Raw genomic sequence first — 21412 nt, forward strand, 5'->3', positions numbered from 1 at the left:
TCCATGAATGTCATGTTTATGAAAAGATTTTATTTCATGCGCTGACAAAGTTCAAGAAGAACCCCGCCGGTAGCTTTAGGATGTACGAAAGCAATGGAGGAGCCGCCTGCACCATAACGAGGTTTTTCGTCAATCATGCGAATTCCCTTAGCCATCAAGTCAGCAATAGCAGCTTCAATATTATCTACGCGGAGAGCTACGTGCTGAATGCCGTTACGGCCGCCATTTTTTTCGATGAACTTGCCAATAGGTCCATCCGGAGTTGTAGTTTCCAAGAATTCTAATTCAGCATCGCCACAAGGGAAAAAGCTTACTTTTACTTTTTGTTCTTCTACAACTTCATCTTCCGGAAGATGTTCCATACCCAATGCATTTTTATAAAATTCCTTGGTTTCTGCTAAGTCAGTAACACCAATACCGATATGGTCTACTTGTAATACTTTGAATGCCATAGTTAAAATCTCCTTTACTTCAACGGTAAACCTACAATCCTTATGACTATGCCTTCAAAACTTGTTGCATAACGGTACTTACTACCGTATACGGATCGCTTTCTTTTTGATTTACCGCTTCAACTTGCCTATTGAATTCATCACCGACAACAATATTATCCGCAATATAACGGCCAATTTGTTCGTTAATCATAGCAATAATTTCGTCTCGCGTACGTTCTTGACGACGCGTTGCGAGTTCACCGCTATCTTCTAAAAATTCAAAATGCTCGTCTAATGCTTCTACCAACTCATCTACACCAACATCTTTGGATGCGATGGTACGTTTAATTGGCGGACGCCATGCTAGTTCACGGGAATCTAAATCGAGCATCATTTCGATTTCGACATTAAGCTTATCGCAACCGTCACGATCTGCCTTATTAATAGCAAACACATCGCCGATTTCTAAGATACCGGCTTTAATAGCTTGAATATCATCACCCAATCCAGGAACAAGTACAACCAGAGTACTATCTGCATTTTTTACAATATCAACCTCTGACTGACCTACGCCGACTGTTTCAATGATAACAAGATCCATGCCGAATGCATCCATCAGCTTAACAACATCGGATGTCTTCTTAGAAAGACCACCCAAGCTACCACGAGTCCCCATCGAACGAATAAATGCATTCTCATTAAGAGTCAAATCATTCATTCGAATGCGGTCCCCCAAGATAGCACCACCGGAAAACGGACTGGTCGGGTCAACTGCTACGATACCGATTTTTTTACCTTGTACTAAATATTGTTTAACAATTTTATCTGTCAAGGTACTTTTGCCGGCACCCGGAGCACCGGTAATACCTAGGATACGGGCATTACCCGTTTTAGGATAAATCGCCTTCATAATGTCTATAGCGTTGTCATACTCGCTTTCGACTGCAGTGATGGCACGAGCCAAGGCCAGTCGGGAACCGTTTAAGAGTTCTTTGACTAAATCCATTGGTTACACCGCCTTACTTATTAATGGATGGGCCCGGATGACTGTATCCGAGCCCTCCCGATACACTGTTACAATTTATCGATGTACTTGATTATTTCACGTTAGCTTTGATGAAATCAATTACATCGCTGGTCGGAGTACCAGGTGTAAATACAGCTGCTACACCTGCTTCTTTCAAACCAGGGATATCAGCGTCAGGAATAACCCCGCCGCCTACTACCAATACATCGCCCATACCTTTTTCTTTCAAAAGGTTAACGATTTTAGGGAACAAAGTGTTATGAGCACCAGAAAGAAGGCTCAATGCTACAACATTAACGTCTTCGGACAAAGCTGCTTCAACAATCTGTTCCGGAGTCTGACGAAGACCGGTATAAATAACTTCAAAACCAGCATCGCGAAGTGCGCGAGCTACAACTTTAGCACCGCGGTCATGACCGTCAAGACCCGGTTTAGCTACCAATACTCTAATACGTTTTTCTGCCATGATATATTACCTCCGATTTAAGCTAAATGCCTCTGATTACAGTGTGGAATGAGCCTGGTATTCGCCGAATACATCGCGTAATACGTTGCAGATTTCACCCAAAGTAGCATACGTGCGAACTGCATCAAGAATCAACGGCATAAGATTTACACTTTCATCAGCAGCGCCAGCTTTCAGTGCAGCCAATGCTTTTTCTACTGCAGCGTTATCGCGTTCTTCACGAACTTTCTGAGTTTTCTTAGCTTGGTTTACACCTACGGAAGCGTCTACACGAAGAAGACCTTCAACCGGTTTTTCTTCAACCTGGAATTTGTTAACGCCAACGATTGTGCGAAGACCGGATTCAACTTCCATCTGCCATTTATATGCAGATTCCTGAATTTCCTTCTGAATGTAACCTTTTTCGATAGCTACTACAGCGCCGCCCATTTCGTCAATCTTACGAATGTATTCAGCAGCTTCGTCATAGATAGCATTAGTCATAGCTTCTACATAGTAGGAACCACCTAACGGGTCAACTACGTCTGCCAAACCGGATTCGTAAGCTACGATCTGCTGAGTACGAAGAGCAATCTGTACGGAAGCTTCAGTCGGAAGAGCCAAGGCTTCATCACGGGAGTTAGTATGTAAGGACTGAGTACCGCCCATTACTGCTGCTGCAGTCTGTAATGCAACACGAACGATGTTGTTATCAACCTGCTGCGCAGTAAGCATAGAACCTGCTGTCTGAGTGTGTACACGGAGCATCATGGATTTAGCCTTCTTAGCGCCAAAACGTTCTTTCATGATATGTGCCCACAAACGACGGGATGCACGGAATTTAGCAACTTCTTCAAGAACGTTGTTATGGGCATTCCAGAAGAAGGAAAGACGACCAGCAAATGCATCAACGTCAAGGCCTGCTTTTAATGCAGCTTCTACATAAGCAATACCGTCGGCAATCGTAAATGCGATTTCCTGAGCAGCCGTGGAACCAGCTTCACGAATATGGTAACCAGAGATGGAGATAGTGTTCCATTTCGGTACATTCTGAGAGCAGTATTCAAAGATATTAGTAATCAAACGCATAGACGGTTTCGGCGGGAAGATATAAGTACCGCGAGCCGCATATTCTTTCAAAATATCGTTCTGGATAGTCCCTTTCAAAGCGGAAGCCGGAACGCCCTGCTTTTCAGCAACAGCAATGTACATAGCAAGAAGTACAGATGCCGGAGCATTAATCGTCATGGAAGTAGAAACTTTACCAAGATCGATACCGTCGAAAAGAATTTCCATATCTTTTAAGGAGTCGATAGCAACGCCTACCTTACCAACTTCGCCTTCTGCCATAGCATCGTCGGAGTCGTAACCAATCTGAGTAGGAAGGTCAAATGCGCAGCTAAGACCGGTAGCACCGGATTCGATAAGGTAACGATAACGTTTGTTAGATTCTTCAGCAGTAGCAAAGCCTGCGTACATACGCATCGTCCAGAAGCGACCGCGATACATCGTAGGCTGTACGCCACGAGTATATGGATATTCGCCAGGGAAGCTAAGATCTTTTTCATAATCAAAGCCATCAATATCGAGCGGAGTGTAAACTCTGTTATATTTCAGATTTTTACGTTCCGGGAATTTTGCACATACTTTTTCACAAGCTGCTTCATACTCAGCAAGTTTGGCTTTCAAGTTTTCATTAGCCATGGTTTTCATCATCCTCCTAAAAGTAAACTTACTTTTTCATGCTACCAGTTTCCTGGAAGCGTTTATGCCAAGAAAGGGCTTCATCCAACAAAATTGGTGTATGGGCGTGTTTTGTTGCAACAATAGCTCTTTCGAGGTAGTCTTCTAACATAGGTTTATAATCCGGATGAGCGCAATTCTTGATAATCAAGCGAGCGCGTTCAATTGGAGCTAAACCTCTTACATCGGCAATGCCTTGTTCGGTACAGAATACCAAAACATCATGTTCCGTATGGTCAATATGCGAACAGAACGGAACTATGGAACTAATAGCGCCACTCTTAGCTACAGAGTTTGTACAGAAGATGGAGATATAAGCATTACGTGCGAAGTCGCCGGAACCACCAATACCATTCATCATCTTGCTCCCCATAATATGAGTGGAGTTTACATTACCGAATATATCAAATTCGATGGCCGTGTTCATAGCGATTACGCCCAAACGACGTGCCAATCCAGGGTTATTGGAAATTTCCTGTGGACGAAGAATAATCTTCTTGCTGTATTCATCCACATTATCATAGAAGCGTTTCAAACCATCCGGAGACGGAGACAATGCTGTGCCGGAGCAAACTTCAACTTTACCAGCATCGATTAAGTCAAACATACCATCCTGAATAACTTCCGTATAAATGGACAAGTTAGTGAACGGACCTTTTGCTAATCCACTGATAACAGCATTTGCTACAGAACCTACACCGGATTGTAACGGCAATAAATTCTTTGGTAAACGACCATGTTTAATTTCGTTTTCAAAGAATTCAATAAGATGCAAGCTCATTGCTTTTGCATCATCATCAATCGGTGCCAATGGGCGAGTCGTATCCGGTACATCACACGGAACGATAGCTACAATCTTTTCCGGATCGCAAGGAATATACGGAGTACCGATGCGGTTACCAGCTGCGAAAATCGGAATTGGCTGACGATGCGGCGGATCCAAAGGTTCATAAATATCATGCATGCCTACCAAAGAAAGAGGCTGACTTACATTGACTTCTACAATAACCTTCTTTGCCTGACTAACAAATGTGGGAGTATTACCTACCGATGTTGTCGGAACAATACCGCCATCTTCACGAATACATGCCGCTTCCACAATTGCTACATCGCAATCTCCGTAGAATCCGTAGCGTACCTGCTGTGCCATATGGCTCAAATGCATGTCTACATAGCGCACCTTTTCAGCATTTAATGCTTTACGCATGTCGGAGTTTGTCTGGTACGGGAAACGACGACGAATACCGTTTACACGAACCAAAGCACCATCCGCTTCATCGCCTACAGAAGCACCAGTCCAAAGATCAATTTGGAACGGATCAGATTCCATACGTTTTGCCAACGCAACCGGAACTGCCTTTGGATAACCAGAAGGAGTAAACCCGCTAATACCAACTTTGTCTCCAGGATTGATCAACTGAGCTGCTTCTTCCGCCGTTTTAATTTTGGCTTGGAGTGCGCCGCCCTGTACACGATCGAGGATGTTAATCATTATTACCATCTCCTTTAAAAGTTTGAACGACAATCTTCTACTTTCTCATTCCAACACTTAATAGTATTCGACAAAAGTTTGAAAACTCCTCTTTTTTGCTTTAATTATTTTCAAGCTTGTCACTATATCTAATATGTTCGAAATAGCTAAAGTATGTCTTTCTTAATGTATATCTCTTCAGAGATATATCTCAAACCATGGCTTATGATAGGAGAATTTGCGTCTATTGTCAACCCATATTCCGAATACGCATTTCTAGCAAAATAAAAATGGGTACCATGCAGATGACGCATGATACCCATCAAATTTTATAATATATAACACAAACTATTTTAACATCATGTTTAACATGTTCGATAAAGAAATTATAAAAAATTTATTTATACTTATTATTTGTACTTCTTATTTTCACAGGGCTATTATCTACTGAATATCATTGTTACGTTCTTTTATTACCGCAGCCACCCATCCAAGTAATTGCCAAAAAATAATAGATACCTGATGACTGAATAAATCGTGATCAAATACACCACTTACGGTAATTCCTACCAACACAGCACCAATGCCATACGCTGCGATATGATGCAGAGCTTCCGGAGACATCCCACGAGATTTAATCGCATGTATATAAATAGCACCAAAATAAAATAATGCTCCCGGAATACCTATTTCCGCCAGTACATTTAAAAACATATTGTGTGCGTGATAAATAATCGTATGCGTATCTTGAATAAAATAATTATAGTCAGGATATACAAACCAGAACGCATCCCATCCGATTCCCAGCAACGGATGATCATAAATCATGTAGGTAGTACTATCCCATAGTGCCCAACGCAATACTACCGATGTATCCTCACCACTGAATAGGGACCACAGTCGCGACGCTACTTCGCCGTGATAAAAGAAAAGAACCCATGGTATCGCCAAAAGAAGAAGCAATAATCTTCGATTGATTCGTATTCCCCAGTAAAGTACGACAAATGCCATACTAAGCCATATACCGCGCGAATAGGTAAGAAGCATACATACCGACATCAACACCAAAGCCGGAATCATCCAAAAAATTAGAGTCCAACGCCTATCATGCCATGCTTGCAAAAGTCCTGTTCCTGCTAGTGATATAACAATTAAGAGATATTCACCCAGTAAATTGGGATTTTGCAAGGTAGAAAACATACGTCGTTTTAACCCTGGAAAATGTGCTGCATCTACCCACTGATCCATGAGAGTCATCTTCATCATTGTATATTGATAGGCCCCATATAGACACACGACAACAGCCGATATGACAAAAAGCCGTAAAAAGGTGCGCCACTGCGACGATGAGCGCATATAATGATACGTAAGAAAATAAATGCCACCATACATGCCTACGTTGTATAGCCAACTATACAGGGTAAATAACGGTCTTATAGAATTATACGTAGCCAGTAAACTCCATACCAGAAACCCTATAACCAACCACTGGAAGGTCATCGTCGGCCGTATGGAGCGATGATAGTGTATAACATCTACGCAAGCCAGTAATAAAGCACCTACTACCAATATATCGCCTAGCAACGGCTGTAAGGGCATACAAAAAACGACCCCATATAAAAGATACCTAATTAGTTTTGGTAAGCGTTCTTCCCACGTACCTGACAAGAATTCGTTCATAAGTGACCTTCCTATCAACCTTACGTTGCATTATCAGAGCGTACCCAATTAGTGCTTCTGCCGATGTGCCAGCCATTCTGAGGCTTCCCCCAGTATATACAGCGATCCGGCAACTACAATAATATCACCTTCATGGCTCTGCTCCATAGCAGCCTCCAGGCCTGCAGATACCGATGTAAATGCTCGTGCATGACATGGCATCTTTCGCGCTAACTCTTCCGGATCCGAGCTTCGCGGCGTAGGTGCTGGTACTGTATATACTTCATCATGTGGACCTACAAGGCCACCTACAATCGCACCTATATCTTTATCCGCCAGAATAGCCATTACAATACGTTTTGGCGTTTCCTTAAAAAGCTCTCGATAAGTCATAGAAAAAGCCTCAGCACCGTTTGCATTATGCGCGCCATCAAATATAATCGTTCGTCCCTCAACAGAGCTAATTTCAAAACGTCCGGGCCACTTAGTTCGCGCTAACCCTTCACGCATCGTCTCGTCACTGATACGTTTCTCCGTCTTCATTAGAATGCGAATCACCATCGTCGCACAGGCTAAATTAACAGACTGGTGTATACCGGCTAATCCAGTGAACAATAAAGATTTTTCTCCTTTTTTATCCTGCCAAGTGACCATTTGCCCTTGCCTGCTTGCACTGCGGCTTTCAATGGTAAAATCCCGATTGAACACATATAGTGGTGATTTCATTTCCTTTGCTTTTGCTTCTATAACATCCAAAGCACCACCTTGAGCAGCGGTTACTGTAGGCACGCCTTTCTTTATGATACCAGCTTTATGTGTAGCAATTTCTTCTACAGTGGTACCACAATATTGTTGATGATCCACGGTTACATTCGTAATGACCGCTACTTCCGGTACGATAACATTCGTTGAGTCCAAAAGCCCGCCCAAGCCTACCTCAATCACCGCATATTCTACTTCCTGTTCCTTGAAGAAAAGGAAGGCGGCAGCTGTTAAAATTTCAAATTGTGTAGGGCTTTCCACGCCTTGTGCCAGCACTGTTTCCACAGCTTGTGCTACTTTACCGATAACAGCACCAAAAGCATCTTCCGTGATATGACGATTGTTGACACAAAACCGCTCTGTATAGCTCACCAGATGAGGCGATGTATATCGCCCCGTCCGTATACCACTGGTAACAAGAACCGTATCAACAAAGGATGTCACCGAACCTTTACCATTCGTTCCTGTTATGTGAATCGTCTTATATGCTTTTTCCGGATGACCTAATACATCCAAAAGTGCTTCTATGCGTTCTAATCCCGGTTTAATACCGAAAGAAGAACACCCCTCCAAATACGTCAATGCCTCTTCGTAGGTCATGACTACCTCCTATAACGTCTTCAGGAATTCTTCTCGTTCCTTTAGAGCCTGTTGCTTTTGTTTATATTCAGCCAATTTGGCCTGTTCCTTAGCAACTACTTCGGCCGGTGCCTTAGCTAAGAAACCTTGATTTGATAATTTACCTTCTAAACGTGCAATTTCCTTTTGTACCGTTGCTTGTTCCTTCGCCAGACGCACACGTTCCTTATCCGCATCAATAAGATCCTTCAAAAGTAAGTATACTTCTAACCCATTGACAACCGTTACCGTTGCATTTTGCGGTTTTTCATCTGTGGAAGATAAAAGTGTTACCTTATCGGCCCATCCAAGAGTTTCAAAATAGTCACTATGTGATTTGATTACATCCGTCAAACTATCATCGGTAATAGACAAAATAACTTCACTTCGCTTACCCATCGGCACATTCATTTCTGCACGCATGTTACGAATGCCTTTGATGGCATCCATCATAACTTCCATGTGGGCAGCTGCCTGTGCATAGCCGGCAAACGGCAACGCTGTCGGCCACGGTGCCACTACGATACTTTCCCCTTCATGAGGCAAATGTTGCCAGATATGTTCTGTCACAAACGGCATAAACGGATGTAATAATTCCAACATATGACGTAAAATAGTTACCAATACATACTGCGCTGTTTGGCGATCACGTCCGCCCTCTTTATTGTACAAGCGCGGTTTTGCCAGCTCAATGTACCAATCACAGTAGCTATTCCAGATAAAGTCATATACTGCCGCAGCCGCTTCGCCAAGTTCAAACTTATCAAGATTAGCTGTAATACGTTCTACCGCGTTGTTGTACGATTCAATAATCCAACGGTCTGCCAACGTCAAATCATCTTCACTCGGCACAAAGGATTCGTCATAACCATCTAGGTTCATTATAACAAACTTAGCTGCATTCCAAATCTTATTGGCAAAGTTGCGATTTGCTTCTACCCGTTCCATGTAGAAACGCATATCGTTCCCCGGCGTATTCCCGGTTACCAACGTAAAACGCAACGCATCGGCACCGTATTCGGAAATAACATCCAACGGATTAATACCGTTGCCCAAGGACTTACTCATTTTACGACCTTGGCTATCACGTACCAAGCCGTGAATAAACACATGCTTGAACGGAATTTCATCCATGAATTCCAAGGCAGAGAAAATCATACGGGCCACCCAGAAAAAGATGATATCATACCCCGTTACCAACACACTTGTAGGATACCAATGCTTCAATTCAGCCGTCGATTCCGGCCATCCCATTGTCGCAAAAGGCCATAAGCCCGAGCTAAACCAGGTATCCAGCACGTCCGGATCTTGCGTTACATGACCGCCGCAATGTGGACAAACCGTAATGTCTTCACGAGAAACCGTCACTTCACCGCACTCATCACAATACCAAGCCGGGATACGGTGTCCCCACCATAGTTGACGAGAAATACACCAATCTCGAATATTTTCCAACCAATTTGTATATGTTTTGGTAAAGCGTTCCGGCACAAATTCAATATTACCATCTTGTACTGTTTTAAGGGCTGGCTTAGCCAATGGTTCCATTTTTACAAACCATTGCTTGGATACTAGCGGTTCCACAATAGTATCGCAACGCGAACAATGACCTACACTATGATCATGTTCTTCTATTTTTACCAGTAACCCCATATCCTGCAATTCATTCACTACTTGCTTGCGTGCTTCTTCACGAGTCAACCCACTGAATTTACCGGCACCATCATTCATAGTGCCATCCAAATTCATAACCACAATGGATTCCAAATTGTGGCGCTGTCCCATTTCAAAGTCATTCGGGTCATGAGCAGGTGTGATTTTAACACACCCCGTACCAAAAGCCGGATCTACATAACTATCGGCAATAACCGGTATTTCTCGTTCTACAAATGGCAATACCAATGTCTTACCAATCAATGCATTATATCGTTCATCCTCCGGATTAACAGCTACCGCTACGTCACCGAACATTGTTTCCGGTCGTGTCGTGGCTACTGTCACGAAGACACCGTCTTCGCCTTTTACCGGATAATTAATAAACCACAAATGACCCTTTTCATCAGCATGTTCTACTTCAATATCGCTAAGAGCCGTATGGCAACTTGGGCACCAATTGGTAATACGTTCACCGCGATAAATTAATCCTTTTTCATAGAGACGAACGAATACTTCCCGTACCGCTTTATAATAACCATCATCAAGGGTAAATCGTTCACGCGACCAATCACAGGACGCCCCTAAGCTACGGATCTGTTTAACAATGGTATTACCGTATTCGTGCTTCCACTCCCAAACGCGCTTTATAAACTCATCGCGTCCCAAATCATAACGGCTTTTTCCTTCTTTTTCCAATACGTTTTTTTCTACCTTTACCTGTGTTGCAATACCGGCATGGTCCGTTCCGGGCATCCAGAGCACATTGTATCCTTGCATACGCTTAAATCGGATCAAAATATCCTGTAACGTATTATCCAGCGCATGCCCCATATGTAATTGACCCGTTACATTCGGCGGAGGCAATACAATGCTAAACGGTTTCTTAGCCGGATCTACCTCTTCATGGAAATAATTTTTCTTTTCCCAAAACGAATACCAAGATTGTTCAATCTCGGCAGGATTATATGCTTCTAAATTCTTGTACTCACTCATACCTGTCCTCCAGTATATAAAAAAAGCCCTTCGTCCTACTAGGACGAAAGGGCTTGACTTCCGCGGTACCACCTAACTTATTGCCCAAATAAGGACAATCACTCATTCGCCGTAACGGGGCTTTCCGGAAATAACTACACACCGCTAAACGCAGCTTCCCTATTTCAGCTTCGAGGCTACCCTTCTTGCCGTTCGCACGTCGCTCTCACCTACCGACGCTCTCTGCAGCGTAGTGCAAAAATTTTTCCTCTTCATCGCCTGTTCCATATTTCTATGCTAAATCATAGCAAAAAAACGGTAGCTCTGTCAATTTCAGACACTACCGTTTTCCGTAACTATGACGCTACATACAGATAATAGTTAATAGTGATGTTTATTTTATTTCTTCATAACCCGAGATACAATCCACAAGCTAACCTCATATAAAAGTATCATAGGTAAGGCAATCATCGTTTGTGAAAACATATCAGGCGTCGGCGAAATAGCCGCACCGATAACAAAAGATAAGAAAATAAAAATCTTTCGCTTTTTCTTCAGCATTGCCGATGTGACCATATTCATCTTTGCCAAAATAATCATGATAATAGGCAACTCAAAAATAATACCGAAGGGTAAAATGAACGCAATAACAAAATCTACGTACTGCCCTATAGAAAACATCGGTTGCAATTCATCAGTAGAAAAGCCGATAAAAAAGGCCACTGCTGCGGGCAATACAAGAAAATACGAAAAAACGATGCCTATCAAAAACAGAATAATAGCAAAAGGCAAAAACCAATTGGTCAAACGACGTTCTTTTGTACGGAGAGCAGGTTTTACAAATGCCCATACTTGGTACAGCCAAATAGGGGAAGCCCCTATAAGTCCGCCAACCAAGGCCACCTTCATATACGTAAAAAACGCTTCCGTCGGTCGCATATAGTAAAGTTTACCCGCCGGTGCAATCAATAGCTGCAGCAAATCATCCACGTAATAGTATGCAATCCCAAAAGCTATTGCGATGCAAACTACAGAGATAATAATTCGCCGACGTAGCTCAGATAAATGACCGACTAATGACATAGCCCCTGCTTCTGCCATCATCTTTGCTTCCGACTCCGTATATACCTCTTTATTCTCTTCGTCAGCCATACCGTTTTTTAAGGCAGCCTGACGATTCCGTTGTTCAATCACACTATTCAACGACGGTTTTCGCTTCGGATCGTTAAAATCTCGTACCCGAAATGCTTCCATAGCTATACCTTTCTGTGTGCTAACGACATCAATACGCCCAGCAATATCTCCTTGCCTGCAAAAGCCGGTAATGCCGTCAATGCATCCTGTGCCTCTTTAACATATGTCGCATTGAGTTTTTCCGCCTCTGTTACACCGCCTTCTTTAGCGATATAAGACATAAATTCCATTACATCGCCACCGGTTTCTATGCGTCGCAGTTCACTCTCAATATACGCCTTGTTATCCTCGCGCACTATAGCTAATAAGGGATATGTGAGTATGCCTTCCCGTAAATCTTTTCCCACCGGTTTACCGGCTGTTGCTTCTGTGGCCTGATAATCTAAGATATCATCAGTAATCTGAAAGGACATGCCTAGCGCATGGCCAAATCGTTTAAGTAGTACAATATCTTCCGAATTCCAATGTCCCAATATGCCGCCCAGTTCCAAGCACGCTTCAATGAAATCAGCTGTCTTTTTCTGCGTCTTGATTAAATAACGTTCTACGCCTTGATCAACGCGGAATACATCTTCCATCTGCAAAAATTCGCCTTCTACCAGCGCCGAAATGACAAAGGAAAAAATCTTCAAGCATTCAACAGAACCAATCTGAGCCACAACGTCAAAAGCTTTTGCGAATAGATAGTCACCGCTTAAAATAGCTACCTTGTTCCCTTTACTGCAATGAATGGCTTCGTGACCGCGACGCATAGCCGCTTGATCTAATACATCATCATGGATTAACGTAGCCAGATGTAACATCTCCACTGCTGCTGCCACAGCTACTCGTTGGTCTTGATTAGAATGCCCTGCCAATGCTATAAGCAAACACAGCTGTGCCCGTAATCGTTTTCCCCTCGACAAAGCCAAAGGCCTTATTAGGCTATTAAAATCCTCAGAACCGGTATGTAACGCATCGGCCAAATATGCCTCAACTAACTGCATTTCGCCGGCTATTATTCGTTTTAGGTTGTCATTTACCGATTCGTTCATTCCTCTTCCCCCACAATAACTGTATTAATACGCTGTAACAATAATTCCCGACCTGTATGATTCAAAGAGCTATACGCAATGGGTGCCGTTTTTGTCGGAAATAGCTCTTTAATACGCTGCATATTCCGCTGTCGCTCGCTGCTCTTTAACTTATCTACCTTGGTCACTACAATTTGCAATGGAACCCCGGACTCCATAAGCCATTTAAAAGCCTCTTGGTCAATGGGGAGCTCCGGATGGCGACCATCAATTAATAAACAAAGTAGCATAAGCCTATCGGAGTGTAATATATAGTCTGCGATAAACGATGACCAAATATCACGATTCCCCTTATCCGTTTTAGCGAAACCATATCCAGGTAAATCCACCAGAAACCAATGATACCTCAATTCTTCCGTATTGCTAATATCTTCCTTCGATGTAATGGAAAAGAAATTAATTGTTCTCGTCTTCCCCGGTTGCCCACTAACCAAAGCAAGCCCTCGGTGATTACACAAGGAATTTATCAATGATGATTTTCCTACATTAGAGCGCCCTAAAAAAGCAATTTCTACGGTATCACCTTCCGGGTATTGATCTGCCCGTACGGCCGAAGCCGTATAAGCAGAAGCTATAATACGCGGCCCCTTCGGCTCTTTTCGAGTATACTGCGGTGCCGGACCTCGCTTTACCTGTTTCTTTCGCTGTTTCATTTTGCAAACGCCTTTGCTAACACATCATCCATAGTTTTAACAGTAGTAATTTTTAAGCCTTTTTTTACCGACTCCGGTAACTTGGCCACGTCCTTTTGATTGCCATAAGGAATCAAAACTTCTTTAATTCCGTGGCGCAACGCAGCCAACATCTTTTCTTTCAAACCGCCGATAGGCAACACACGGCCACGAATCGTAATTTCTCCGGTCATAGCCAAATCGGACCGCACCTTTTTATCTGTCAAAGCCGACACAACCGCTAACGTCATGGTAATACCTGCAGACGGTCCATCCTTCGGTGTAGCCCCTTCCGGTAAATGCACGTGAATATCCGTATTCTTATAGAATTCCTTTGGCAATGCCAAATGTTCTGCATTATGACGAATATAAGCCATAGCTGCCTGACCGGATTCCTGCATTACCTTCCCTAAACTGCCTGTTAGGCTAAGCTTACCGGTTCCTTCCATCGTGGTAGCTTCGCAAGGTAAAACCACGCCACCTACCGAAGTCCATGCCAATCCGCAGACCAAACCAACTTGCGGCTCTTTTTCTCGCTCCTGCTCCGTAAAAATAGGCGCACCCAAATAATGCGGTACATTTTTTACTGTCACGCGAGGTGCCTTGCCATCGCCTTCTACGACTTCATAAGCAACTTTGCGCAACACTTTAGCAATCGTTTTTTCCAAAGTACGGACACCGGCTTCTCTGGTGTATTCGCTAATCACCTTACGCAGTACCGCATCGGACAGCTTCACATTTTGACCATCCAAACCATTGCGCTTGATTTGCTTAGGTACTAAATACCGTTTAGCAATTTCTAGTTTTTCTTCTTCCATATAACTGGAAAGCTCAATAATTTCCATGCGATCCAAAAGCGGTCCCGGTATATTTCCGGCTACATTAGCCGTAGTAATCCAGAATACTTCGGAGAAATCAAAAGGCAATTCAATAAAATGATCGCTGAAGGTTTTATTTTGTTCCGGATCAAGCAACTCCAATAATGCCGATGACGGATCACCCTTATAATCAGATGCTAATTTATCAATTTCATCCAGCAAAAATACAGGATTCTTCGTTCCCGCATTTTTCATTCCCTGAATCATACGTCCCGGTAACGCTCCTACATACGTACGTCGATGTCCTCTGATTTCTGCTTCATCACGCACACCACCTAGGGAAGCGCGCACGAATTTACGGTTCATTGCTTTTGCAATAGACGTTGCCAACGATGTTTTACCAACCCCCGGCGGTCCCACCAAGCAAAGAATGGAACCACCTTGCGAACCACTTAACTTGCGAACCGCTAAGAATTCAAGAATGCGTTCCTTAATCTTCTCCAACCCATAATGATCCTGATTGAGGATTTTTGCAGCCTCATTAATATCCAATCGATCTTCCGATTCTTTATCCCACGGCAATGCCAATACCCAATCTAGGTAATTGCGTAAAATAGTTGATTCCGGCATCATCTGCGGCATGCGGCTATAGCGAGCAATTTCCTTTTCAATGCGTTCTCTGATGTCATCGGATACCTTAAGTTTACTCAACTGTTCGCGTAGTTCATTTGCCTCCTCATCGGGATCTACCTTATCACCCAATTCATCGTGAATGGCTCTAATTTTTTCGCGCAAAAAGTATTCTTTCTGCTGCATTTCCATTTGTTGACGAACCTGATGATTAATTTCCTCCTCCAAATGAGAAATTTCCAACTCTGTATTGAGTACAGCAATGATTTTGTGAAGACGTTCCTTAATATCCAAAATATTCAAAAGCTGCTGCTTTTTAAATAAGGGTACCGGCAGCACCGATGCAATTTGATCTGCCAATATGTTCGGATTGTTAATATTCATTATACGAGTAACTACTTCTTCCGATACAGACTTCGTTTCATCTGTCCACTGCAGAAATTTAGATTGAGCAAAACGGCGATATGCTTCTAATTCTACCATGTTCTCACCGATAGGCTTAAGTTCAGTAAAGGTTGCACTGTTGTATCCATCTACTAATTCAATATTATCTATAGTAATGCGATGTATTCCCTCTACCAAAATACGAATAATGCCTCCCGGCAAACGTAGCATTTGTTTTATTTTAGCCAGTGTACCCACGGTAGCGATTTCGCTTTGCACAGGATCTTCGACATTCTCATCCAGCTGGGCAACCACAGCTATTAGGCGATCATCCGCCATTGCCTTTTCCACAGCTTTGATAGATTTATCACGCCCAATATCAAGTTGGGCCGTAACCTTAGGATATACTACCATACCACGCAGAGGTATCATCGGTAATATTGTCTGTGACTCGCTCATAGGGCCTCCTTTTCTATATCTATTTAAAAAGAAACTCATTCCATACTGAAATGAGTTTCTTAAACTTAGAATATCTTCTCGTTTTTTATGGCCGACTCATTTTTTGAGTATGGGCTGTGCTTCACCCTTAACGGCTTCGCGCGTAATAACACAACCGGTAATGTCTGGTGTAGAAGGTACATCATACATAACCCGTTTCATTACTTTTTCAATAATTGACCGTAACCCGCGAGCCCCGGTATTTCGTTTCAGTGCTTCCGCTGCAATTTCTTCTAACGCATCAGCCTCAAAGGTCAATGTCACATGATCCAGCTCCAGCATCTTTTCATACTGTTTTGTTAACGCATTTTTAGGTTCCGTTAAAATTCGAATTAACCCTTCTTTATCAAGTGGATCAAGAGTTACCGTTACCGGTAATCGACCTATGAACTCCGGAATCAAACCAAATTTTTGTAAATCTTCCGGCACTACTTCCTTAAGAATGGAGGCTACATCTCGTTCCTCCTGCTTTTGAATATCTGCGCCAAAGCCAAGTGTTTTCTTTGCTGTTCGCTTAGAAATCACTTTATCAAGACCATCAAAGGCACCGCCACAAATAAATAGAATGTTAGTAGTGTCAATCTGAATAAGTTCTTGATGTGGATGCTTACGACCACCCTGAGGCGGCACGGACGCAACTGTGCCTTCCAAAATTTTCAGCAATGCCTGCTGAACTCCTTCACCTGATACATCGCGTGTAATAGATGGGTTTTCTGATTTGCGGGCAATTTTATCGATTTCATCAATATAAATAATACCTCGTTCGGCTTTCTCCACATCATAATCCGCTGCTTGTATCAGCTTCAAGAGTATATTTTCAACGTCCTCGCCAACGTAACCGGCCTCTGTAAGACTGGTCGCATCGGCAATGGCAAACGGCACTTCAAGCATTTTTGCCAATGTTTGTGCCAACAATGTTTTACCGCTCCCGGTCGGACCGATAAAAAGGACGTTAGCCTTTTGCAATTCAATATCATCAACCATGTTTCCCATCTGGAGTCGTTTATAGTGATTATACACTGCCACGGCCAATGAAATCTTAGCTTCATCCTGACCAATAACATACTGATCAAGGTATTCCTTTATTTCGTGTGGCGTCGGAACCTGTTCCAGCGCAAAGCCGCCATCGTCCTGCATGCCCAATTCTTCATCAATAATGTGCTGACATACTTCCACACATTCATCGCAAATATATACATTGGGGCCTGCTACCAACTTGCGCACTTCTTCACCAGTACGTCCGCAAAAGCTACAACGTAATGTCTCTTTTTCGTCCTTCTTCAACTCTTGTCCTCCCGATTACTTATTACTCGGCAAAGGTCTCGTCAATACTTCGTCAATCAAACCGTATTTTACTGCATCCGCCGCACTCATAAAGTTATCGCGGTCCGTATCGCGTGCTACCACATCGATAGGCTGACCGCTATGGAATGCCAAAATACCGTTCAATTCTTCACGCATACGCAAAATCTCGCGTGCATGAATTTCGATTTCAGAGGCCTGCCCCTGAACACCACCGAGCGGCTGATGGATCATTACGCGTGCATGCGGCAAAGCATATCGCTTGCCCTTGGCGCCGGCTGTTAACAAAACAGCACCCATGCTCGCTGCCGATCCCACACAAATGGTAGATACATCCGGCTTAATATACTGCATCGTATCATAAATAGCCATACCGGCAGTTACTACACCACCGGGGCTGTTAATGTACAAATGGATATCCTTATCCGGATCTTCCGCTTCCAAGAACAGAAGCTGTGCAATAACCAAGTTAGCCACATCATCATTGATAGGGCCGCCCAGAAACACGATTCTGTCCTTTAACAAACGGGAGTAAATATCATAGGAACGCTCACCGCGTCCATTCTGTTCAACTACAATTGGTACATACATGATTCACACCTCATTGTCCATGTACCTATAGCGACAGAGAAATTATTTTTCTTCCTCTTTAGCTTCTTCGCTCTTAGCCGTTTCTGCACCCTTAGCATGTTCGATGATGAAACGTGCTGCTTTTTTGCGAGCTACGGAGCTTGCCAACATAGATACACGGCCTTCTTTTGCAATAATATTCCAAACTTCCTTCGGATCTGCACCGAAGTTCTGTGCCATCGTGAAGATTTCCATATTCATGTCTTCAGTTGTAACCTGAATATTTTCTTCTTTAGCAATAGCTTCCAATACTAAATCGGCACGCACGTTTTCCGCTGCGTTTGCCTTGTATTCTTCCTTTAAAGCATCTAATGTTTTGTTGGAGAATTTCAGGTAGTCGTCAAGTTTCAAACCGCGGCTTTCCATATTCATAGCCAATTCCTGAATCATCTGTTCAACGCGATCGTCAACCATGATTTCCGGAATATCTACTGTTGCATTTTTAACAGCCTGTTCAATCAATGCAGCATTGTATGCATCGATAGCTCGGCCCGTTGCATCTTCTTCCATTTTTTTGCGAAGATCTGCTTTTAATTCTTCAATGGTATCGTAGGAGCTTGCTTCCTTAGCGAATTCGTCGTTAAGTTCCGGCAATTCCTTGCGTTTAATGTCATGCACATGTACCTTAAACACAGCTTCCTTACCAGCCAATTCCTTAACAAAATAATCTTCCGGGAACGTTACTTTAACGTCAACGTCATCACCGGCTACATGACCAATGAGCTGATCTTCAAAGCCAGGAATGAAGTTACCGGAACCGATCTGAAGCGGATAGGATTTACCTTCACCACCGTCAAACGGTTTACCATCAATGGAACCGGCAAAGTCGATTACTGCGAAATCATCTTTCTGAAGCTTAGCATCTTTATCGGCTACAACCATTTTAGCCTGCTGATTGCGGATGTTATCCAACTGTTCCTGAATCTGTTCATCGGTAACGGTAGCATCCTGTTTTTCAGCTTCGAGACCCTTGTATTCGCCCAAAGTTACTTCCGGACGTTTAGTAAGAGTCGCTTTAAATACAAGATCTTTACCTTCTTCAAAGGTTACACGTTCAATTTCAGGTTCGCTAACCGGAACAATTTCCTGTTCGCGCAATGCTTCATTATATGCACGACCTGCCAATAATTCAAAAGCTTCTTCCAAAATAGCATCCTTACCGAAATTCATTTCCAAAATACGGCGCGGTGCTTTGCCTTTACGGAAGCCCGGAATATTAACCTGACCGGCAATGCGTTTTACTGCCTGAGCAATGCCCTTTGTCACTTCTTTAGCCGGAACCTCAATAGTAAGTGTTACCTTGTGCTGATCAACAGGATTTACAGTTACGTTCATGAAAATATGTCCTCCTTAAGGGTTACTACCCAAATTTATTTTTGAGATTTAATATTGCATTCCTAATCTTATCATAAAATTGCATGCATTGCAATTAATTCACTTACGCTTCCCCATTGGCGATTAATCGCATAATATCATGACGCGTGATTACCCCTTGCAGGCAGTTGTCTTCATCAACAACCGGTACGGATTTCAAATGTTTTTCCAACATTACACCGACTACCTCTTCTACTTCCGTTTCCGGATGACAGGTAATAACATCCTTCGTCATCAATTCTGCTACATGAGTAGCCAGCAACTTTTTAAATTGTGCGTTGTATTCGCCGATACCGCTGTAATAAATACTTGCTCCCAGTACATTCACATAATGCGGTGCATGAGGCCGTACTTTTTTATACAACAAATCGCCTTCGGTAATAATACCTTCCAGTTTATTGTGTGCATCCACAACGGAAATAGCTGTTAAATTATGTTTCACTAACAACTGTGCCGCTTCGTTAATGGTGCCATCACGACTTATAATAGTAGGATACTTATTCATTACTTCACTAACTTTCATAGTTGTCACCCTCTCAATTTGATTCTATTGGGACCTAGCCAAATATGTAATTTAATCGTCCTATATTGTTATAGTTTGACACACCTACGCCAAATCCCTTTTATTTACTCTATATCTTATTTTCCTGCTATATATCACTTCGCATTACAACGTAATAAAGTAATGCGCAACAAGTACGATAGCTACCAGTGCTATCGCAATAATAATAGCCTTAATGCCCTGACGATTTCCGCCGCTGCCGCCTTCTTCCGTACCGATGAGATTACCCTCTTCATCATATTTATGACGATATTGACCTTCCAAATCTTCATAATCACGGACATCTTCTACTTTCGCTTGATATCGTTGCTCGTTGATTTTACGGCGCCGTTCCGCTACCTGTGCCTCTAAACGGCTCACTTGAGAGGCAGCCATTTGCTTCCGGATATCCCGTAGCAGACTATCAATATACATAATCCTTTTATCCAAGGATTTATTAAGTTCTAAGCCGCGACGAATAAAATCTTTATATTCATTGTTTACTTGCTCATGATCGGTTGTATCATCCATTCTGTTGTGCATCAAGTTCTCCAACGAACGATTCTCGGTAACCAACGCATTGACTACCAAGACGAAATAATAATTTAAATCGGTAAGCAGCGAATTAAATTCTCTATTTTGTTCCAACAATGCGTTTAACTGATGTTCTGCATACGCTGGTTGACTGTCCCGAAGCAAGCTTAGCATTGATGACGCTTCTTTATAGGTCTGCAACGAGCTACATAAAAGCTCACAGTACGATGTAATAGCCTCTACAGAATAGCCAATTGTAAGTAAACGTTCTTGTATGTGTTCATTACCATATATTGTTTCTGCTTTTGTCGTCAACGAAGTGTGCTGCAACGCTATTTGTTGCGCCATTTGCTGCAAGCGCATTCGCACCTCGTCAATGTCACGCCGATACGCTTCATCGGGAGACATGGTTTCCACAGACCATAGTAACGCCGGTTGTTTCAATAAAATAATATCCTCTGTCACGGTTTCCACTCCTCTATATTATATTACCAATGATATGGTTCGCCACGATTAATTTTACATGCCCGATACAATTGTTCCACCAGCAACAGTCGCACCATTTGATGGGTAAATGTCATTGGACTGAACGACAGCCGAAGCCGCGCAGCATTTCGCAGCTTCTCCGATACTCCGAAGGCGCCACCGATGACAAAGGTCATCTCGCTGATACCATCGAGCTCCAGCTCCGCCACTTTCGCTGCTAAGGCTTCCGATGACAGAGTCTTACCATATACATCCAGTACTACAAGCCAACTCCTGTCATTCACCAATTTTAAAAGGCGTTCACCTTCCTCTTCGACCACGTGTTGACGATCTGCATCGCTGGGTTTATCGCCGATTTTACTTTCATTTAATTCCGTAATCGTAACTCCACCGTACGGGCGCAGGCGCTTAACAAATTCCGCCACTCCATCGCGTAAATAGGCTTCCTTCAACTTGCCTATGGTAAGTATAGAAAATTTCATGATACCTC

18 protein-coding genes and 1 other annotated feature are annotated in these 21412 nt (G+C 42.9%); all 18 genes read right to left on the minus strand.

From position 1 onward, the window contains the following. Positions 1 to 29: 29 nt before the first annotated feature. Positions 30 to 452 (minus strand): methylmalonyl-CoA epimerase, encoded by a 423-nt coding sequence (gene mce, locus Q5873_RS00435; RefSeq protein WP_028254787.1) that lies wholly within the window; start codon positions 450 to 452, stop codon positions 30 to 32. A gap of 46 nt (positions 453 to 498) precedes the next feature. Next, positions 499 to 1440, minus strand: a complete 942-nt coding sequence (meaB, locus tag Q5873_RS00440; protein WP_303058855.1) for a methylmalonyl Co-A mutase-associated GTPase MeaB — start codon at positions 1438 to 1440, stop codon at positions 499 to 501. Positions 1441 to 1531: 91 nt separating this feature from the next. Then, entirely contained in the window at positions 1532 to 1927 is a 396-nt protein-coding gene (locus Q5873_RS00445) for a cobalamin B12-binding domain-containing protein (protein WP_028254789.1), read from the minus strand. A gap of 36 nt (positions 1928 to 1963) precedes the next feature. Further along, positions 1964 to 3610, minus strand: coding sequence for an acyl-CoA mutase large subunit family protein (locus Q5873_RS00450; protein ID WP_028254790.1), 1647 nt, complete (start codon positions 3608 to 3610; stop codon positions 1964 to 1966). Between the two features lie 28 nt (positions 3611 to 3638). After that, on the minus strand, positions 3639 to 5141 hold the full coding sequence (locus tag Q5873_RS00455) for a succinyl-CoA:acetate CoA-transferase ScpC (protein WP_303058857.1): 1503 nt from the start codon (positions 5139 to 5141) through the stop codon (positions 3639 to 3641). A 423-nt stretch (positions 5142 to 5564) separates the two neighbouring features. After that, on the minus strand, positions 5565 to 6800 hold the full coding sequence (locus Q5873_RS00460) for an O-antigen ligase family protein (protein WP_303058858.1): 1236 nt from the start codon (positions 6798 to 6800) through the stop codon (positions 5565 to 5567). A 48-nt stretch (positions 6801 to 6848) separates the two neighbouring features. Next, positions 6849 to 8141 (minus strand): bifunctional folylpolyglutamate synthase/dihydrofolate synthase, encoded by a 1293-nt coding sequence (locus tag Q5873_RS00465; RefSeq protein WP_303058859.1) that lies wholly within the window; start codon positions 8139 to 8141, stop codon positions 6849 to 6851. 9 nt (positions 8142 to 8150) lie between these two features. Next, entirely contained in the window at positions 8151 to 10808 is a 2658-nt protein-coding gene (locus Q5873_RS00470) for a valine--tRNA ligase (protein WP_288190151.1), read from the minus strand. Positions 10809 to 10844: 36 nt separating this feature from the next. Beyond that, positions 10845 to 11072 (minus strand) — a binding site (T-box leader). A 114-nt stretch (positions 11073 to 11186) separates the two neighbouring features. Beyond that, positions 11187 to 12041, minus strand: a complete 855-nt coding sequence (tatC, locus tag Q5873_RS00475; protein ID WP_303058860.1) for a twin-arginine translocase subunit TatC — start codon at positions 12039 to 12041, stop codon at positions 11187 to 11189. A 2-nt stretch (positions 12042 to 12043) separates the two neighbouring features. Continuing rightward, positions 12044 to 13015, minus strand: a complete 972-nt coding sequence (locus Q5873_RS00480) for a polyprenyl synthetase family protein (protein WP_303058861.1) — start codon at positions 13013 to 13015, stop codon at positions 12044 to 12046. Continuing rightward, positions 13012 to 13707 (minus strand): ribosome biogenesis GTP-binding protein YihA/YsxC, encoded by a 696-nt coding sequence (gene yihA / locus Q5873_RS00485; protein WP_303058863.1) that lies wholly within the window; start codon positions 13705 to 13707, stop codon positions 13012 to 13014. The genes Q5873_RS00480 and yihA overlap by 4 nt, the downstream gene beginning before the upstream one ends. Next, the gene (gene lon / locus Q5873_RS00490) at positions 13704 to 16016 is read right to left on the minus strand and encodes an endopeptidase La (RefSeq protein ID WP_303058864.1); all 2313 of its coding nucleotides are present in this window, start codon (positions 16014 to 16016) and stop codon (positions 13704 to 13706) included. Before lon ends, yihA begins: the two co-directional genes overlap by 4 nt. Positions 16017 to 16112: 96 nt before the next feature. Continuing rightward, positions 16113 to 17339: an ATP-dependent protease ATP-binding subunit ClpX gene (gene clpX / locus Q5873_RS00495; RefSeq protein WP_303058865.1), complete on the minus strand. Its 1227-nt coding sequence runs from the start codon at positions 17337 to 17339 to the stop codon at positions 16113 to 16115. Between the two features lie 15 nt (positions 17340 to 17354). Further along, positions 17355 to 17948, minus strand: coding sequence for an ATP-dependent Clp endopeptidase proteolytic subunit ClpP (gene clpP / locus Q5873_RS00500; RefSeq protein WP_303058866.1), 594 nt, complete (start codon positions 17946 to 17948; stop codon positions 17355 to 17357). A 42-nt stretch (positions 17949 to 17990) separates the two neighbouring features. After that, positions 17991 to 19322: a trigger factor gene (gene tig / locus Q5873_RS00505; RefSeq protein ID WP_288190147.1), complete on the minus strand. Its 1332-nt coding sequence runs from the start codon at positions 19320 to 19322 to the stop codon at positions 17991 to 17993. Positions 19323 to 19425: 103 nt separating this feature from the next. Further along, the gene (locus tag Q5873_RS00510; protein WP_205087421.1) at positions 19426 to 19884 is read right to left on the minus strand and encodes a CBS domain-containing protein; all 459 of its coding nucleotides are present in this window, start codon (positions 19882 to 19884) and stop codon (positions 19426 to 19428) included. A gap of 144 nt (positions 19885 to 20028) precedes the next feature. Continuing rightward, positions 20029 to 20901 carry a hypothetical protein gene (locus tag Q5873_RS00515; protein ID WP_303058867.1) on the minus strand — a complete coding sequence of 291 codons (873 nt, stop codon included), beginning with the start codon at positions 20899 to 20901 and terminating at the stop codon, positions 20029 to 20031. Between the two features lie 23 nt (positions 20902 to 20924). Then, the gene (gene rlmH / locus Q5873_RS00520) at positions 20925 to 21404 is read right to left on the minus strand and encodes a 23S rRNA (pseudouridine(1915)-N(3))-methyltransferase RlmH (protein WP_303058868.1); all 480 of its coding nucleotides are present in this window, start codon (positions 21402 to 21404) and stop codon (positions 20925 to 20927) included. Positions 21405 to 21412: the final 8 nt, after the last annotated feature.

This window comes from Veillonella magna (genome assembly GCF_959600285.1).
Taxonomy (GTDB): domain Bacteria; phylum Bacillota; class Negativicutes; order Veillonellales; family Veillonellaceae; genus Veillonella_A; species Veillonella_A magna.

What these genes read in the sequence shown, in the direction of transcription:
- mce (WP_028254787.1), bottom strand. Translation starts at nt 452, where the DNA reads ATGGCATTCAAAGTATTACAAGTAGACCATATCGGTATTGGTGTTACT.
- meaB (WP_303058855.1), bottom strand. Translation starts at nt 1,440, where the DNA reads ATGGATTTAGTCAAAGAACTCTTAAACGGTTCCCGACTGGCCTTGGCT.
- Q5873_RS00445 (WP_028254789.1), bottom strand. Translation starts at nt 1,927, where the DNA reads ATGGCAGAAAAACGTATTAGAGTATTGGTAGCTAAACCGGGTCTTGAC.
- Q5873_RS00450 (WP_028254790.1), bottom strand. Translation starts at nt 3,610, where the DNA reads ATGGCTAATGAAAACTTGAAAGCCAAACTTGCTGAGTATGAAGCAGCT.
- Q5873_RS00455 (WP_303058857.1), bottom strand. Translation starts at nt 5,141, where the DNA reads ATGATTAACATCCTCGATCGTGTACAGGGCGGCGCACTCCAAGCCAAA.
- Q5873_RS00460 (WP_303058858.1), bottom strand. Translation starts at nt 6,800, where the DNA reads ATGAACGAATTCTTGTCAGGTACGTGGGAAGAACGCTTACCAAAACTA.
- Q5873_RS00465 (WP_303058859.1), bottom strand. Translation starts at nt 8,141, where the DNA reads ATGACCTACGAAGAGGCATTGACGTATTTGGAGGGGTGTTCTTCTTTC.
- Q5873_RS00470 (WP_288190151.1), bottom strand. Translation starts at nt 10,808, where the DNA reads ATGAGTGAGTACAAGAATTTAGAAGCATATAATCCTGCCGAGATTGAA.
- tatC (WP_303058860.1), bottom strand. Translation starts at nt 12,041, where the DNA reads ATGGAAGCATTTCGGGTACGAGATTTTAACGATCCGAAGCGAAAACCG.
- Q5873_RS00480 (WP_303058861.1), bottom strand. Translation starts at nt 13,015, where the DNA reads ATGAACGAATCGGTAAATGACAACCTAAAACGAATAATAGCCGGCGAA.
- yihA (WP_303058863.1), bottom strand. Translation starts at nt 13,707, where the DNA reads ATGAAACAGCGAAAGAAACAGGTAAAGCGAGGTCCGGCACCGCAGTAT.
- lon (WP_303058864.1), bottom strand. Translation starts at nt 16,016, where the DNA reads ATGAGCGAGTCACAGACAATATTACCGATGATACCTCTGCGTGGTATG.
- clpP (WP_303058866.1), bottom strand. Translation starts at nt 17,948, where the DNA reads ATGTATGTACCAATTGTAGTTGAACAGAATGGACGCGGTGAGCGTTCC.
- tig (WP_288190147.1), bottom strand. Translation starts at nt 19,322, where the DNA reads ATGAACGTAACTGTAAATCCTGTTGATCAGCACAAGGTAACACTTACT.
- Q5873_RS00510 (WP_205087421.1), bottom strand. Translation starts at nt 19,884, where the DNA reads ATGAAAGTTAGTGAAGTAATGAATAAGTATCCTACTATTATAAGTCGT.
- rlmH (WP_303058868.1), bottom strand. Translation starts at nt 21,404, where the DNA reads ATGAAATTTTCTATACTTACCATAGGCAAGTTGAAGGAAGCCTATTTA.